We start from the raw sequence: 16479 nt of genomic DNA, 5'->3' as shown, positions 1-16479 counted from the left end.
GTTTATCACTTAACTGAAATTCAGCACCTGTGGTAGTACCTAGATCAACAAAACCTGAACCTAGTAATACAGCAGAATAAAGAGGTCAACAGCTAGAATTGCAGAATATTCATTCGTTTATCAGTTCTGCAACAATTTCACCCAGTTTGGCAAAAGTTTTTATTCGGCTGGAGCTTGGTCGCCAGACCAGACCAATATCGCGGTAGGCGGGTGTTTGCGGCGGATCAATAACCACTAAATCTAACCCCTGTATCAGCCCCTGCTTTAATGCCATCTGCGGCACAAAAGTAGTACCCAGCCCATTGGCCACCATTTGTACCAGAGTATGCAAACTGGTGGCGGTAAAGGGGTTAATTTTACTGCTGTAAGCCAGATTACAGGCGCTCAATGCATGCTCTGTCAGGCAGTGCTCGCGCTCTAACAGGTAAACGGAACTGTCGGGCAGTTGGTTAAAATCTAATGGCATCACCAACCGCCCAGCCAGTGCTGCGGGCAACACCATTTTGAAGTGATCGCGCCCGATGATTTTACTGTGCAGCCCATGAATATCTACCGGCAGTGCCAGTAGCAGCACATCAAGCTGCCCGCCTTTTAGGGCATCAATCAGAACACGGGTGGTATCTTCACGCAGTACTAACTCAAGACGCGGATAGCGCTCTTGCACCTGTCTGACCAAATTACACAATAAAAAAGGGGCGATGGTGGGAATACAGCCCACGCGTAACTGCCCTTCCATTTCAGCAGTTTGGCTAGCGGCAAAATCGGTTAAATCAAGGCTGCGAGCCAGCAGTTCGCGCGCGCGGATCACCACTTCTTCACCACTGGGGGTAAAAATAAAAGCTTTGTGATCGCGCTCGATTAATGTGCACCCCAAACGCTCTTCGAGGTTTTGAATGCCGCTGCTTAAGGTAGACTGGCTGACATAACAGGCACGGGCTGCGCGGTTAAAATGCCGGACATCATGCAAGGTCACCAGATAATGTAGTTGTTTTAACGAGGGCCAATTGTTTGTCATCGCGGTTTACGGGTTATGCCTTATTTAAGATATTCATTAAGTATTCATTTTTGTTAATCGGAAAAACCGATTACAACAATCGTTTTTTTTCGCTTTCCTCAATGTAACACCTTCCATAAACTAAATCGCGTTGTCTGAGAATTTTCTCATCACCTCTTCAATCAAATACACGGGAGTTGCTAATGGTTCTGGTAGCACATCAAGCCCCAGACTTTACTGCTGCAGCAGTAATGGGTAACGGTGAAATCGTTGATAATTTCAACCTGAAGCAGCACATTGCAGGCAAAACTGCGGTGATCTTCTTCTATCCACTGGACTTTACTTTCGTTTGTCCTTCTGAACTGATTGCTTTCGATCACCGTATCGAAGAGTTCCAGAAGCGTGGTACTGAGGTGATCGGTATTTCTATCGACTCTGAGTTTACCCACAACGCATGGCGTAAGACACCAGTAGACAAGGGCGGTATCGGCGAAGTTCGTTATCCTCTGGTTGCTGATGTTAAGCACGAAATCTGCCGCGCATACGGTGTTGAGCTGGAAGCTGCAGGCGTTGCGCTGCGCGGTTCTTTCCTGATCGATACCCACGGTGTTGTTCGTCACCAAGTGGTGAACGATCTGCCACTAGGCCGTAATATTGATGAAATGCTGCGTATGGTTGATGCGCTGCAATTCCACGAAGAGCACGGCGATGTTTGCCCTGCACAGTGGGAAAAAGGCAAAAAAGCAATGCAAGCTTCTCCGGATGGCGTAGCACGCTTCCTGTCTGAGAACTCTGCTGATCTATAATTGACAGCTGAGTACAAAATTGCTTTTATCGGGGCAGACAAATTTTTTGTCTGCCCTTTTTTTGCCTGTTATTTTATCTAGCTCACCATCAGTAACGCAAAACCAGTTAAAAGATCGAACGCCCCAAGCGTTGAGATAGCAGTTCAAGTGCCGCAATACCAGCCAGAGAGTTGCCACTAAGATCAAGTTCCGGTGACCAGACAGTAATACTCATTTCACCCGGAATAATGGCAACAATACCCCCGCCGACACCCGATTTTCCCGGCATGCCGACACGGTAGGCAAATTCACCCGCGCCATCATACAGGCCACAGGTTGCCAACAGTGCGTTAATCTGGCGGGTCTGTTTTCCTGAGATTACCGGCTCAAGCGTACACAGTGATTGCCCCTGATTGGCAAGATAGGAGAAGGTTTTTGCCAGTTCAACACAGCTCATCTGTAGTGCACAGTAGTGAAAATAGGTTTGCAGCACTTCAAGCACATCATTATTAAAGTTGCCGAAAGATTTCATCAGGTAGGCAATCGCTGCATTACGGGCTGAGTGCTCAAATTCAGATTTGGCCACGACGCTGTCGTAACCGATATCCGGCTGGCAGGCCAGTTGGCGTACCAAATCTAACATGCGCTGTTTTGGGGCGCTTAAACGGCTTTGCAGCAGGTCACAGACAATTAATGCACCCGCATTGATAAACGGGTTACGCGGTTTGCCTTTTTCCAACTCAATTTGTACCAGCGAGTTAAACGGCTGACCGGAAGGCTCTTTGCCCACGCGCGACCAGATTTCAGCTTCGGGATAACGGGTCAGCGCCAATGTTAACGCCAGCACTTTTGAGATTGACTGAATCGAGAAACGCTCTTGTGCGTCACCGGCCTGATAAACAGTACCGTCAGACAGGCACACCGCAATACCCAGTCTCTCTGCCGGAACGCTGGCCAAGGCCGGAATGTAGTCAGCCACTTTTCCCTGCCCGATCAGCGGGCGTACCTGCGTTAAAATATCATCCAGCAGTGCATTACTCAGTATCACTCGAATTCCCCTGTCTTAATGGCCGTTGTTGCAGAGCGCAAGAATAGCATATTGCAGGGAAAGGCGCGGCAACCGCCCTACCACATCCCGTATATTCAATTTTTGTGCGAAAAAAAGATAAAAAAAACGGATACCCTGCGGTATCCGTTGTTGCTGTGAGCTGTTATAGCAAACTCAGGGGGATTAATCCCACCAGACATCCAGCAGATCACTGATGTCGATATCGTTCAGGCCTTGCTTTTCTGCCCAGCTTTTTACCAGCTGACGATGCTCTTCGGTACATTTACCGATTTTTTGCAGTACGATCAGGCCTTCCCAGTTCAGGTAGCCGCTACCGTCATAAGATAAGCCTTGCGGCTCAATCACTTCTGCAATGAAAGAGTCTAGTACGGCATCAATCTGTTCTGCGCTAGTGCCTTCCGGAAACTGCCAGCTGGCGGTGAAGCCCAACTCTTGGAACTCATCAACGTGCAGTTTTTTGCGCAGACGTGCGCTACGATGTTTAGACATTACTCTGTCCTCTCGAACATTAGATCCCAGACTCCATGCCCCAAACGGTGGCCGCGCCGCTCAAATTTGGTCAGCGGACGCTGCTCTGGTCGTGGCATAAAATCCCCAGTAGTGGATAGATTACGATATCCTGGCGCAGCTTGCATGATTTCCAGCATATGTTCTGCGTAATTTTCCCAATCGGTGGCCATATGGAACACGCCACCCATGGCCAATTTTACCCGCAGTTGCTCGGCAAACGGCAGTTGAACGATACGGCGCTTATGGTGACGCGCTTTGTGCCACGGATCAGGGAAAAACAGTTGCATGCCACTGAGGCTGGCATCAGGGATCATTTTTTCCAGCACTTCAATCGCATCGTGGCACATGACCCGCAGATTGGTCACGCCCATTTCGTGGGCCAGTGACAGGCATGCGCCGACACCAGGGGTGTGCACTTCTATCCCAAAAAAGTTCTTCTCTGGTGCGTTTTTTGCCATTTCAACCAGTGAAGCGCCCATTCCAAAGCCGATCTCTAACACCACTGGTGCATCGCGGCCAAAGAGAGCTGTAAAATCAAGGGGTTGTTCTTGGAAATCAACACCCATCTCAGACCAATAGCTTTCTAATGCCAGCTCTTGCCCTTTTGTTAAACGACCCTGACGACGTACAAAACTGCGAATTTTACGCAGATAACGACCTTCGTCATCAAATTCTGGAATGGTGACCTCACCCATGGCTGTATCCTGCTGAATAGAGTTTTAATCAATATTTATGAAAGGCGCATTATGCAAAGATGGCTCAACTTAGCAAGTAAAGCCGCAGTAGAATGTTGATTCCCTGCATCATGATCGGGTTTACAGCACGCTGCAGGTATGCTGCAATCGCCGCCTTTGCCGTTAAACAGAGTCTGTTATGCCGACCCATTTTCTTGATGCTACTGCATTTTCTGAGGCCGTTTTGGCGTGGTATCACGCTTTTGGGCGCAAAACTTTACCCTGGCAGCAACATAAAACACCTTATAAAGTGTGGCTGTCTGAGGTCATGCTACAGCAGACTCAGGTTGCCACGGTTATCCCCTATTTTGAACGTTTTATGCAGCAATTTCCAACCGTGACTGATTTAGCGGCAGCGCCGATTGATCATGTGCTGCATTTATGGACAGGTTTAGGCTATTACGCCCGTGCGCGCAACCTGCACAAGGCAGCACAAAAGGTGGCCGCTGAGTATCAGGGAATATTTCCTACCGCGTATGAGCAGGTTGTCGGGCTGCCCGGTGTTGGCCGCTCAACCGCAGGTGCGGTGTTATCGCTGGCACTCAATCAGCACTACCCGATTTTAGACGGTAACGTTAAACGGGTACTGGCGCGTTGCTATGCAGTTGATGGCTGGCCGGGGCAAAAGGCGGTTGAGAATCAATTGTGGGCACTGAGTGAACAGGTAACACCACAACAGGATGTGGCATCATTTAATCAGGCGATGATGGATTTAGGCGCGCTGGTGTGCACCCGTTCAAAACCTAAATGCAGCCTCTGCCCACTGGCCAAAGGTTGTATCGCGTATGCGCAAGAGAGCTGGGCGGCATATCCGGGGAAAAAGCCTAAACAAACATTACCGGAAAAAGAGGGCTATTTGCTGTTGCTGGTCGATCGTATGAGCACGGCACAGACAGGTGAGGCCACGGTTAGCACCGAACAGGCTCAGGTCTGGCTTGAGCAGCGCCCGCCCAGTGGATTATGGGGCGGATTGTTCTGTTTTCCGCAATTTTCTACGCGTGATGAAGCCCTGCAGTGGCTAGCGCAGCGTGGATTACGGGTACAACGCCAGTTAGGGGCGTTTCGCCATACGTTCAGCCATTTTCATCTGGATATCATTCCATTGCTGGTTTTTGCTGACCAAGCACAGGTGTGCATGGATGCAGGGCCGGGTCTCTGGTATAAATTAGCGCAACCACAGACGGTCGGGTTAGCCGCACCGGTCGAACGTTTACTGCGCCAGTTACCTGACGCACTATCTGACGAGGAGTAACACCATGAGCCGGACTATTTTTTGTGCTCGTTTACAGCAAGATGCCGAAGGGTTGGCGTTTCAGCTCTATCCGGGTGAATTGGGTAAGCGCATTTATGACTCTATTTCTAAAGCGGCATGGGCTGAATGGCAAAGTAAACAAACCATGCTGATCAATGAAAAAAAACTGAGCATGATGAATGTTGAACACCGCCAGTTCCTTGAGCAGGAGATGGTAAAATTCCTGTTTGAAGGGCAGGATGTTCAGATTGATGGTTACACTCCGCCGAGTGAATAATAATAAAACCACAGATGAACCAGCAGCTTGCGGTGTTGGTTCTCTTGGAACTGCCTGAACTATGAAGAAAAAACTCGCACTTTGTCTGATTATTCCGTTGCTGGCGTCTTGTGCCAGTAAACCAAAAGAGAACCCTGATCTTTACGTAAAAGATACCAATGGTTTTGATATTTTTATGGGGCAGTTTGCAGCCAATATTGAAGACCTTTGGGGACTCAATGAGATGCTGGTTGCAACCCGTAAAGATTACGTAAAATACACTGACCATTACCAAACCCGCAGCCATATCGATTTTGAAAAAGGCTCGGTGATTGTTGAAACTATCTCTACCCGTAATCCGCAAGATAAGCTAAAAAATGCACTGGTTCACACATTATTGATGGGTGATGATCCGACCGGTATTGATCTGTTCTCTGACAGTGATGTACCGATCAGCAAACACCCGTTTTTAACCGGACAGGTGCTCGATGATGAGAAAAAGCCGATTTCAACGCCTTGGCGCGCCGAGCGTTTTGCCGATGTGTTGTTGCGCACGCAGCTAAAAAGCCGCGCAATCGGTAACCAAACGGTGTGGTATTTGGAAGTGCCGATGATTGCTAATCATCTGAATTATCGGGCAAAAAAATATATCCATATCGTACGAAAAGCATCGAAGAATTATAATGTGGATGAGAGCCTGATTCTGGCTATCATGCAGATTGAGTCAAGTTTTAACCCGTATGCAGTCAGCTCGGCCAATGCGCTGGGGCTCATGCAGGTGGTACAAACTACTGCTGGGCGGGATGTTTACCGGCTGGTGAAAAACCAAGATGGCTCTCCGAGCCGCGATTACCTATTTGATCCGGAAAAGAATATCGATACCGGTACGGCATATCTGCATATTTTACAGACCAATTATTTGGGCCAAATTCGTAATCCGGCATCACGCCGCTATGCGATGATCTCGGCCTATAACGGTGGTGCAGGTGCGGTACTGCGGGTGTTCTCGCAAGATAAGCAAAAAGCCGTTGATATGATAAACAGCCTGAGCCCTGATGAAATTTACAATATTCTGACGACCAGACACCCATCAGCACAGGCGCGGAATTATCTGTACAAAGTGAATACGGCACAAAAAGGTTACCGTGGGCGTATCGTTTAACTACTGTTGTATGTCATAGCATATAACCAGCAAACAAAAAGCCCTGCTATTTTCTTAGCGGGGCTTTTTATTCTGCGGGAGGATACCTTGTATATTAGGCAATCAAAGATCAGCGTAATCCGTATGCTTAATTATGATTAACCGACAATCCGCTGAGTGATGTTGAGCAAAGTAGCAACATCTTGCGGTCGGGTCTGACCGCTGGCTTTATCAATGATAGAGCTGTAAATATGCGGGATGATTTTTTCGACTCCAGCATCAAGTGCAATCTGTACAATCGCTTCAAAATTATCCAGATCAATCCCACCGGTTGGCTCTAGCGCAAACTGGTTGCGTGCACAGGCCTCTGCCACACACTGGTACTCTTCACGGTGCGCTAAACCGCCCATCGGGAAGTATTTAATCGAGCTGCCCCCCATATCCTGCAACATGGCAATAGCTGTATCAACCGGGACTAGTGCGGGAGTAAATTCACAGCTGCGTGGGCCAGTTGAGATATTGACCCAACCCACTTTGCCAGTGGGTGAAACTAAACCATTTACTACCGTTTGTGATTGACGCAACAACGCACGGCTGGTTGCCACACCGGTGAAAACCTGATTAACATGCTGCGGCTGTAAAATACCGGCCAACTCTGACACCATTGCCGATTGCTTCGGATCTCCTGCCCCTAAACCAATTGAAAGCGCATTATTGATCAATCCGGCATAGTCACGCATGTCGGCAACGGCACTATCAAGGTCAGCATAGTTTTTCGAAAGCACACCAACCAGCACGTGCCCCTGCGCGGCCTGATAAACCTCTTGGGCATTTTGCTTTGATCCGGCCAGTACATTCAGGCATACACGGTTGCGGTAAAAATTCGGGGTGAGTTGCATGATTTATGCTCCTTGTACTGACAAGAGGATCTGCTGAATAACAGCAAAAATTTGCGCAAGTTCAGCTTGCTGTACGCTGCGCACATCCATTTCAATTTTGTTTTCGTTCATCCGATATGCACGGCAATAAATGGCCGGAGTATGTTGCTGCATACGGCTGACCATTTCAGGGGTACTGATGCCAGTCAGGGCAGGATCAAAGCCAATCTCGGTACGGGCAATATCACGCCCTGCGCTATCCCATACCGGTTTGGCGTACACGCCCGTCAGGGTGTTAAGCTGAGTGATAAAATCTGCCATTTTTTCCAGCATCTGCTGTCCGCTCTCTTTCTCGTGCTGCAAATACTCTTCAATCGCTAAAGTCAGGCCAAGAACGCCCTCTTTTCCCACTTTCATGGCTCTGCCAATACCGGCTGACTGCTGTTTAACCCAGTTGATATACTGCTTTTTCCCTAGTACCAAACCGCTGGTTGGGCCTTCAATGGCTTTTGCGCCACTGTAAATGACCAGATCAGCACCCAACTGGTAGTACAGTTGCAGATCTTCTTCTGCTGCCGCATCAACAATCAACGGAAGGTTATGCTGACGAGCAACACTGACGGCCTGCTCGACCGACAAAATACTTTTTTGCACACAATGGTGTGATTTGATGTACACAATCGCAGCAGTATTCGGCGTAATAGCGGCAGCAAGCTGCTCTGCCGAGCACTCGTTGGCGTAACCCGCTTCAACAATTCGCCCGCCCCCCAAAGTAATCATCGTCCCTACCGGCGCGCCAAAATTGACGTTATGCCCTTTTGGCAGCACGATATCACTCGGCACTGGATGGCTATGCGCATGTAGGTTTTCCAACCGATAGCGATCTCCGCGAACTATCATCGCAGCAACAGATTGTGCCAATCCGGCAGAGGCGCACGATACAACTACGGCATCTTCCACTTTCAGCATATCCGCAATATAGGCACCGGTTTTATCCACCAGATCTTTAATCTCAAAGTAGTGGTTTAAACCAAAATCAACGCGTTGGGCTACCGTGGCTGATGGGGTTGATACACCGAGTGCGGTCATTCTGCCGGAAGCATTAATCACCGGTTTAACGTTATATTGGCTATAAACAGAAGACATCGTGTGCTTTTCCTTCTTCGGTTATAAAGAGTTCACCTGCACGTACAGTGGCTACAGGGGCAATGCGGACTGCGCCAAGCTTCTGCTGTTGTTCTGCATCCACAAAAAATGAGGGCTGTTCGAGCAGTTCAAACAGAGTTAGGTCGGCATCAAACCCCGCTTTCAGTGCCCCTTTCTGGTCAAAATGCAGCACATCTGCTGCATGCTCGGTGACACAAGCAATCACCTGCGGCAGGGTAAGCCCAATGGCTAAGAATTTTGACAGGATATGTGCCAGCCCAAAGACCGGCCCCTGAATACGGTTGCGGCAGTAAATATCAGAGCTGATTGTGTGGGGAAGTATGCCCTGCGCGATAGCTTGCTCAGCAACGGCAAAACTAAAACTGGCGCTGCCGTGCCCAACATCAAGGTGTACGCCGCGCTCAAGCGCTTGCTGTACAGAGCGCTTCAGTTGCCCTTGTTCATTCAGAATACGGTTTGGCTTTCCGTTATAACAGTGGGTAATAATATCGCCTTTATCTAATAAGTCAGCAATATCATCTAGCGTAGGCGGGTTATTGCCTACATGCACCATCAGCGGTAAACACGGGTGCTGCCGTTGGATTTTTTTTGCCATTAACAACGGTGTAATGCCGTTATGTTCAACTACACTGCTGCTCATGCGGGCTTTTAATCCCACAATAAAATCAGGGTATTTAGCAATGGCTGAATGCGCAGCCTGTTCATTAATGTCGTCAAGCTGTGCCAACTCATTTTGTCGCAGCAAGCCAATGCGTGAGACATTCAGTAAAGCTTTAACCTCGGTCTTGACCTGCCGAGTAAGACGATAGAAGTTATCAATATCATCTGCTCCGGCACTGCCTGCATCAACAACGGTGGTCACGCCGCAGGCGATGCCCACATTATCCGGCTCGTCATTATAAATTGGGGAGTGCGGATAGCAGTGAACATGCAGATCTATCCAGCCGGCACTCAGGTATACACGGCCCTGTAGATCATGCTCAACTTGCGCGCTGGCCGTTGGCGGCACTGTACCGACAAGGGCTATTTTTCCTGCCTGAACGGCAATATCAATTAACTGCCCGTCAACTGTGCGGCCACGGCGAAGAATTAAATCATAGCTATTCACAATGCTCTCCTTTCCCTTGCGCGCTGTTTTATCTGTTAAAAACAGCGCCTAAATTAATAACAGCCGATTACAGTGATACAGGGAAGAGAGCACCGAGTAGCATTGCACCTAAAATAGCGCCACCGGTGATAGGTTTATTCCAAACATAAAAACCCAGTGCGCCTAATAATGAGCCAATACCAATTGGAATTGAGGCTGTCATAGCTGACAGGATAATCAAAGGGCCAAGAAAACGGCCTGAAGAGTTACCTGCCCCCATCATGACATCAGCGCCATAAGTGGAGTTACTTTGGTTAATGGTAAATTTACGGGTAGTGGTAATAATAAGCCCTACCGCAATACCAAGAGCAAAACCAGTCACCAGTGATGCGGCAAAATTTTCAACCGGAAAAACAATCCCCGCCCCTAGTAATAATGCCGGAACACCCAAACCAATACCGGTTTGAATAGCACCGCCAATATCGAGAATACCAACTAGTGAGCCTTCAATAATCCGTGCAAAAAGAAAACTCGCACCAAATGCGGCAACTGCGCCATAAACACCGGTATCCATGCCCGCACGTAGCATAGAAACAAATGCAACTTCGTTAAATGCCCCCATACCGTAGACATAATACATGTGTGTTCCGGCAAAAACGCCTGATGATAATAATCCAACAAAAATAGGGAATGACCAGTCTGCGTACCAGAAATTATTTTTTATACTCTCATCCATAATGGTTTCCTACTTAATTACTGCACCTGTTTTTGAGTGATGTGCCTATTGATCAATGTAATATTCAACCTAACAAATTATTTACCGCTAATGCTAAGATGAAGTTGATCGAGCCACATTGGAATATCAAGCTGGAAAGAGCTGAGTAATTTCATATCAAACCCGCGGAAGAAAGCACTTAGCGCAAACAGAACAATAACTGCTGTTAGCATGCTTTTGGTAATTTTATTCCAACCACTCTCTTCAACGCCTTTACCGATTAGAATACCCAGCACCAAACCTGGTACGGCATTACCCATTATCAGCTGCGCTAAACCACCAAAAATAGTAGCCCAGAAGCCTGAACGCTTTCCTGCTTCAATAGCCGCCAACCAGAAAATAACCGGCATAACAGTATTCACCAGTAAATTTGCTGCCGGTACTAATACTTTAACGGCGGTAACTTGCAGTGAAGCCGGTACGGCTGATGCGGTTGAGTTTAAAAAGGCAACAACAATTGCACCAATAATACCGCAGGCGATAGCCATTTTTTTCGGATCGTGCAATGTGGTGGCCACATTACGATCTTTAATTAACAGCGCAGAAACACCCCAGTGCGGAATAATACGGTGGTCAACATCTTGAGTAAAAGCACCGGCTGCTACAGTAGATGCCCATGCATTAAAGAAAAAACCTAAACCAAAAGAGAAGTGTGATGCTGGGTCACCTTCACACGAGTTTAATTCACCTAAAGTTCTGAATGCGCCCATACCCTGAACGGTAGGAGCATGAAACATTCGTGCTGCACCGGCACCTAATCCAACCCCGACGAGGCCGCCAATAATTAGCGATTTAAGCAATATAGCTAAGAACATCGTGCTCCCCTTATTAAAGAGATGTGCATATTATTTTATGTTCGTGAATGTTATTTTCTCTGGATCAACAGTAGAAACATTTACCTTAACATCTAATGTCACCGAGAATTCATCTTTACGGCGAGATAAAAAGAAAAACAAAAATTTATCAATGATCGTACGATGAGTTGCGTTGATGATAGTGACATCAACAGGTTCAATTCGTAAAAGAACCTGTGATGACTCCTTTAACATTTTATTTTGAACCTGACTCAGTGCAGCGGCAAATGCACTTTGCTTGGTGTTCCCTTTCCCGCTGACTGTGACTGTTGAGGTAAATTGTTCTTTCATTTAAGCAATACCGTGTTTTTTAACAAAAGCTTCCACCAATTTTTGGCCTAGCTCTTCTTTATCCATGAAACCAAAACCCAATACCGTACACCCTTCATTAATTGCAGTCACGCCCTCTTCTATCGAACGCATGCCATAACGTGATTTATAGCCATATTTAGTTTGTGCGGTAATTGCCCCAGCACCACCACTGCCACAAAATGAAATACCCAAATCAGCCTGCTCGCGGTGCATCGTATCACCCAGCTTCATATCGGCGGCCATACCAGGAATAACAACCACTTGTGCTCCGGCAGTTTCAACACCTGCACCCACTTTTTGCCCTTTACCTAAACGATCACCAATCACAACTTTAATCATTTTATGCTCCCTCATTCACTGCGCTTAATTCATTTTCTTTTGCAACTTCAAAATGAACCGAAAGTAGATGTGCTTCTTCAAAGGCTAAATTATCAAATAACGCGACCACCTCTTTTGCCCGTGCTAATGAAAATGCCGAAATCTCATCAAATAACGAGAGATCAATCTCAGGCAGAGGCTCACCCGTTTTTGATCGGCGCACCATAGCTTTAATATGTGATGCCAGCATTTGCTTTTGCACGTCATCCTGACAAATACCGTGCTTATTCAGCATATTGCTGATTTGCAGCAGCGTTAATTGTGTTTGCTGGTCAATTTCCTGCAAAAAATCAGTATCATCATGAACAGAAACATTCTCATCAGTTAGCAAAATACAATGTCCTTATCTCGATGGTTATCAATGCACTCACCCTAACGCACATTGCTAAAGGGGTATATTTCCTCTTTTTCCAGTTAAAACTGGAAATCACCCTATCAGGATTGACCTGACTCACATTTTTTGCCTTGTATGCTTTAAATTTTGGGAGAAACAAATAGATTCTATAAATCTTTTCAAATATTGAAATGCAGTGAAAAGCAAAAATTGCGATCACTTGATACCAAGATAGCGTCATTATCTGCTATCAAGATCACAGTATGAATGGCTTGCACACTGTAGTGAACGGCGAGATAACAAAATGCCTTATTTTTCACACCAACGATTAAATGATATTTTTAATCACCTGCAAGACCGAACATTACCCCAAGAGGCATTATCAGAACTGCTCGATGTATCAACCAGAACGGTACGCAGTGACATTAATACACTCAATGATATACTTTCCGATCAGGGTGCTGAGTTTATTCACTTACGTGGGAAAGGTTATCAACTACAAATTACACATGCAGATAAATACCAGCAATTTTTAACACAGGGCACTCGACACAATTTAACGCCAAGAACTGCCCAAGAGCGGATAAAATGCCTGCTTATTTTATTCCTGATAAATCATGAATATATAAAGCTCAACGAGATTGCCGATAACTGGTTTATCAGCCGCGGCGCACTACAAAATGACCTGTTAGAAATCAGAGCAATTATTGAAAAATACCATCTCACCATAGAGAGCAAAGCTAAACACGGCATGTCTTTATTTGGCAAAGAAGAATCGGTGAGGGCCTGTTTAGCCAATGCACTTTTCTCTGAGTGTGAAAATGGCACATTTAAAAATGAGTTTATTCAACAACACCTTTCTCAGCTATCCACCACGCAGATATTTAATACTGTTAAAACCGAGTGTAGCCATCACAAAATAAAAACAGGGGTTGAAGGTGAAAAATATATATCTATTTACTGTTTAGCCGCTGTAATTCGCCATCAAGCTGGCTATACACTACAACAAAAATCCACAGCAAAACCCAATATGGTCCATTCAGCGGCTTATCTCTCAGCACAAGATATTGCAAATAAAATCGGATTAAATACCTCGGCTGAGATTGATTATCTCTGTATTCAGATTGCTTCACGTTGCAAAGATCATGACAACGTCAATCTTACTCCGGAACATAATGAACACCTGCAGTTAGTCAGCCATTTACTGAACTATATCAACCAGTACTATAACTATGATTTACGCCACGACACACAACTTGAGCATGATTTAATTGTTCACACCACCAGCATGATCACCCGTTTACAACACCATATTGATATTCAAAACCCGCTGCGTGATCATATTAAACAATATTACCCACTGGCATACGATATAACCTTATCTGCACTGTCAGCATGGGAAAAACAGACTGCATACCGTATCAGTGAAGATGAAATAGGGTATATTGTGATTCATATCGGAGTCGGGCTTGTTCGGCACTATAACATCGGATATGAACACTACCCGACAGCATTACTGGTTTGTGATTCAGGTAAATCGACCACCCGTATGCTGCAAACTATTATCAAACGCAAATTCCCAGAGTTGGTGATTAAACGGCTAGAATCAATCAGTGATTATCAATGCTTACCCTGCATTGAAGAGGATTTTGTGATCAGTTCCATGCCACTGCCAGCAAGAGATAAACCCGTTGTACAACTCACCCTGTTTCCAAGCGATTACCAACTCGACGAGATTGGCCATTTAATGCAAAAAGATCGCATTAAACCGTATGTACTTGAACGTTTTTTTCACGAGCAGCACTTTTGTGTTCTGGAAAAAGAGATCACTAAAGATCAGCTTTTTATACAAGTGTGTAAACAGCTCGAAACCGAGGGCTATATCAATTCAGATTTCCACCCATCACTGGTTGAACGTGAGAATATTCTGTCGACCATGCTGGGCGAAGGGATCGCCCTGCCACACTCACTCGGGCTATTAGCAAATAAAACTACCGTATTTACGGTGTTATCGCCGCAGGGTATCGAGTGGGGGAAAGGTGAAAAAGCGCATGTCATCTTCTTGCTGGCTATCACCAAATCAGAATACGAAGAAGCCATGGCGCTATATGAACTGTTTGTTACCTTAATGAACGATAAAAAAACCAAAGCATTGCTCACTGCCCACAGTTTTGCGCAGTTTAAACTGATAGCACAGAGCAATCTGCATTAAAAATAACCAAGTACAGACTAAACAGGTTATTTTTTTGCAAAATACTTTAAAAAAAAGATGACAATGGTAGGTAAAGCGGTTATAGTTCCGCCCGCTGTTTCGGGATGAATATCTCGTCACTGCTGGTAGATTACTGGCAGAGATCGTTTAACCTCACTGGGTGAGTTCACTAAACGGTAAACAGGTGTTCAATTCCTCCTTAGTTCAGTCGGTAGAACGGCGGACTGTTAATCCGTATGTCGCAAGTTCAAGTCTTGCAGGAGGAGCCACATACGAAAGCCCCGCTCATTGAGCGGGGCTTTTTTATTGCCGCAACACCCGCTAAAGCGCTATTCTTCCTGCCTTAAAAATTACTTAGGGTGTGAAATGACTACGCAAAGCCCAGATAACAGCGCAATCCTTCGTGTATCATCAATAAAACAGTGGGTTGAGCCAGTTTTAGTTCTTGCTATGTTAGGGCTACTTTTTGGCTATCTTGGCCATGTGATGGGGTTATCGGCTATGGTCAACACCCTGTTCAATACCGCACATCAACTGCTACTGAACACCATTCTTTTTATTATGGGGATCACCGTTCTTTCCGGCGCATTGAGCCAATTGCTCAGTGAATTTGGCGTGATCCGCCTACTAGAAGTGCTGCTCGCCCCCCTGATGCGCCCGCTGTATCGCTTGCCTGGCCGGGCTGCACTGGCTGGATTAATGACCTTTTTCTCCGATAATCCGGCAGTTATCAGCTTGGCAAAAGACCCGCGTTTTCGGCGTGGGCTGCGCCCGTGGCAACTGATCTCACTGACCAACTTTGGTACCGCTTTTGGGATGGGGCTGATTGTGGTCACCTTTATGGCGACACTACAACTTAACTCACAAGAAAATACCGTTAAAGCCGCGTTACTGGGGCTAGCTGGCGCATTAATCGGCTCAATCGTCAGCACCCGCCTGATGCAGCGCATGATTCGGCCACTGGTTGGGGATCAGCCACTTGATGAGCCTTCATCAACCCATACCGTGAATACCACAGTAACACTCACCCACTCATCGCCAGCTTCATCATCAACATTAACTTCCGATGCCTCTCACTGCGAGCCGGAAAATAGAGTGATTGAAGATACCGCCCCTATCTGGTTACGGGTGCTCAATGCCCTGCTTGATGGCGGGAAATCCGGTGTTGAACTGGGTATGGCGGTGATCCCCGGCGTACTGATTATCAGCACCTTTGTTATGCTGCTGACCTTTGGCCCCGGCGCGCAAGGTTATACCGGAGAAGCTTTTCAGGGGGTTGGGTTGCTGCCGGTACTGGCCGGAAAAGCCGGCTGGTTGTTTGATGCACTGTTTGGCTTTAAGCATCCAGAGCTGATCGCATTTCCGGCCACCTCACTTGGTGCGGTAGGTGCGGCAATGTCATTAGTGCCCCCCTTTATCAGTAAAGGCTTTATTTCTGGCAACGAAATTGCGGTCTTTACCGCCATGGGCATGTGCTGGAGCGGTTTTTTAAGCACCCACACAGCTATGCTTGATGCGCTGGGTTACCGGTTTTTAACTTCACGAGCCATTATCGCGCATACCCTCGGCGGCCTTGTTGCCGGAATCAGCGCACATCAGCTGTATATGCTGTTTGGCTAAATCCATCTCACATACCGATTAAGCATATCCCCGCACTACCACCGGTTCACGCAGGCATCCCCCCGTGAACCGGGTAATCGCCTCTCTGTTATGCCACTTGGCTGCCACATTTGCATGATAA

At 46.7% G+C, this 16479-nt stretch carries 18 protein-coding genes and 1 tRNA gene; 7 read left to right on the top strand and 12 right to left on the bottom strand.

What is annotated here, in order from left to right; all coding sequences use genetic code 11:
* Positions 1 to 109: 109 nt before the first annotated feature.
* Positions 110 to 1015: a LysR substrate-binding domain-containing protein gene (locus tag AC1HDJ_RS05195; protein WP_479533923.1), complete on the bottom strand. Its 906-nt coding sequence runs from the start codon at positions 1013 to 1015 to the stop codon at positions 110 to 112.
* Positions 1016 to 1197: 182 nt separating this feature from the next.
* Between AC1HDJ_RS05195 and AC1HDJ_RS05190 the strand changes: the two genes are divergently transcribed.
* Positions 1198 to 1800, top strand: a complete 603-nt coding sequence (locus AC1HDJ_RS05190; protein WP_438623622.1) for a peroxiredoxin C — start codon at positions 1198 to 1200, stop codon at positions 1798 to 1800.
* A gap of 106 nt (positions 1801 to 1906) precedes the next feature.
* Here AC1HDJ_RS05190 and glsB read toward each other — a convergent pair whose 3' ends face one another.
* From glsB to trmB, 3 genes are all read right to left on the bottom strand, one after another.
* The gene (gene glsB / locus AC1HDJ_RS05185; protein WP_479537016.1) at positions 1907 to 2833 is read right to left on the bottom strand and encodes a glutaminase B; all 927 of its coding nucleotides are present in this window, start codon (positions 2831 to 2833) and stop codon (positions 1907 to 1909) included.
* Positions 2834 to 3010: 177 nt separating this feature from the next.
* Complete coding sequence (locus tag AC1HDJ_RS05180) at positions 3011 to 3337, bottom strand: YggL family protein (protein WP_479533921.1); 327 nt, start codon at positions 3335 to 3337, stop codon at positions 3011 to 3013.
* On the bottom strand, positions 3337 to 4053 hold the full coding sequence (trmB, locus tag AC1HDJ_RS05175) for a tRNA (guanosine(46)-N7)-methyltransferase TrmB (RefSeq protein WP_479533919.1): 717 nt from the start codon (positions 4051 to 4053) through the stop codon (positions 3337 to 3339). The genes AC1HDJ_RS05180 and trmB overlap by 1 nt, the downstream gene beginning before the upstream one ends.
* Positions 4054 to 4231: 178 nt before the next feature.
* On the opposite strand from trmB, the gene mutY reads away from it, so the two are divergent.
* The 3 genes from mutY to mltC all read left to right on the top strand — a co-directional run bounded on the left by mutY (position 4232) and on the right by mltC (position 6762).
* Positions 4232 to 5344 (top strand): A/G-specific adenine glycosylase, encoded by a 1113-nt coding sequence (mutY, locus tag AC1HDJ_RS05170; protein ID WP_479533917.1) that lies wholly within the window; start codon positions 4232 to 4234, stop codon positions 5342 to 5344.
* 4 nt (positions 5345 to 5348) lie between these two features.
* Positions 5349 to 5621 carry an oxidative damage protection protein gene (locus AC1HDJ_RS05165; protein ID WP_438623626.1) on the top strand — a complete coding sequence of 91 codons (273 nt, stop codon included), beginning with the start codon at positions 5349 to 5351 and terminating at the stop codon, positions 5619 to 5621.
* A 61-nt stretch (positions 5622 to 5682) separates the two neighbouring features.
* On the top strand, positions 5683 to 6762 hold the full coding sequence (mltC, locus tag AC1HDJ_RS05160) for a membrane-bound lytic murein transglycosylase MltC (RefSeq protein WP_479533914.1): 1080 nt from the start codon (positions 5683 to 5685) through the stop codon (positions 6760 to 6762).
* A gap of 137 nt (positions 6763 to 6899) precedes the next feature.
* On the opposite strand, the gene dagF is transcribed toward mltC, so the two are convergent.
* The 8 genes from dagF to AC1HDJ_RS05120 all read right to left on the bottom strand — a co-directional run bounded on the left by dagF (position 6900) and on the right by AC1HDJ_RS05120 (position 12469).
* Entirely contained in the window at positions 6900 to 7640 is a 741-nt protein-coding gene (gene dagF, locus AC1HDJ_RS05155; RefSeq protein WP_479533912.1) for a 2-dehydro-3-deoxy-phosphogluconate aldolase, read from the bottom strand.
* Between the two features lie 3 nt (positions 7641 to 7643).
* Positions 7644 to 8765, bottom strand: coding sequence for a DgaE family pyridoxal phosphate-dependent ammonia lyase (locus AC1HDJ_RS05150; protein WP_479533910.1), 1122 nt, complete (start codon positions 8763 to 8765; stop codon positions 7644 to 7646).
* Positions 8749 to 9894, bottom strand: a complete 1146-nt coding sequence (locus AC1HDJ_RS05145; RefSeq protein WP_479533908.1) for an amidohydrolase/deacetylase family metallohydrolase — start codon at positions 9892 to 9894, stop codon at positions 8749 to 8751. Before AC1HDJ_RS05145 ends, AC1HDJ_RS05150 begins: the two co-directional genes overlap by 17 nt.
* Positions 9895 to 9961: 67 nt before the next feature.
* Positions 9962 to 10609, bottom strand: coding sequence for a DUF4310 family protein (locus tag AC1HDJ_RS05140; RefSeq protein WP_479533906.1), 648 nt, complete (start codon positions 10607 to 10609; stop codon positions 9962 to 9964).
* Between the two features lie 77 nt (positions 10610 to 10686).
* Entirely contained in the window at positions 10687 to 11463 is a 777-nt protein-coding gene (locus tag AC1HDJ_RS05135; RefSeq protein ID WP_479533904.1) for a DUF4311 domain-containing protein, read from the bottom strand.
* Between the two features lie 30 nt (positions 11464 to 11493).
* A complete protein-coding gene (locus tag AC1HDJ_RS05130; RefSeq protein WP_479533902.1) occupies positions 11494 to 11793 on the bottom strand; it encodes a DUF4312 family protein in 300 nt (99 codons plus the stop codon).
* A complete protein-coding gene (locus tag AC1HDJ_RS05125; RefSeq protein WP_438623634.1) occupies positions 11794 to 12153 on the bottom strand; it encodes a glycine-rich SFCGS family protein in 360 nt (119 codons plus the stop codon). It abuts the gene before it with no gap.
* A gap of 1 nt (position 12154) precedes the next feature.
* The gene (locus tag AC1HDJ_RS05120; RefSeq protein ID WP_479537014.1) at positions 12155 to 12469 is read right to left on the bottom strand and encodes a transcriptional regulator; all 315 of its coding nucleotides are present in this window, start codon (positions 12467 to 12469) and stop codon (positions 12155 to 12157) included.
* Positions 12470 to 12830: 361 nt separating this feature from the next.
* On the opposite strand from AC1HDJ_RS05120, the gene AC1HDJ_RS05115 reads away from it, so the two are divergent.
* The 3 genes from AC1HDJ_RS05115 (at position 12831) to AC1HDJ_RS05105 (ending at position 16358) form a co-directional block, all read left to right on the top strand.
* Positions 12831 to 14738, top strand: coding sequence for a BglG family transcription antiterminator (locus tag AC1HDJ_RS05115; RefSeq protein ID WP_479533899.1), 1908 nt, complete (start codon positions 12831 to 12833; stop codon positions 14736 to 14738).
* A 193-nt stretch (positions 14739 to 14931) separates the two neighbouring features.
* Positions 14932 to 15007: transfer RNA gene (locus AC1HDJ_RS05110), tRNA-Asn, on the top strand.
* A gap of 97 nt (positions 15008 to 15104) precedes the next feature.
* Positions 15105 to 16358 (top strand): CD0519/CD1768 family membrane protein, encoded by a 1254-nt coding sequence (locus AC1HDJ_RS05105; protein WP_479533897.1) that lies wholly within the window; start codon positions 15105 to 15107, stop codon positions 16356 to 16358.
* Positions 16359 to 16479: the final 121 nt, after the last annotated feature.

This window comes from Plesiomonas sp. ISS29 (assembly GCF_056522795.1).
Note: the sequence above shows the minus strand (reverse complement) of the source record. Positions and strands in the feature narration are given on the sequence as shown.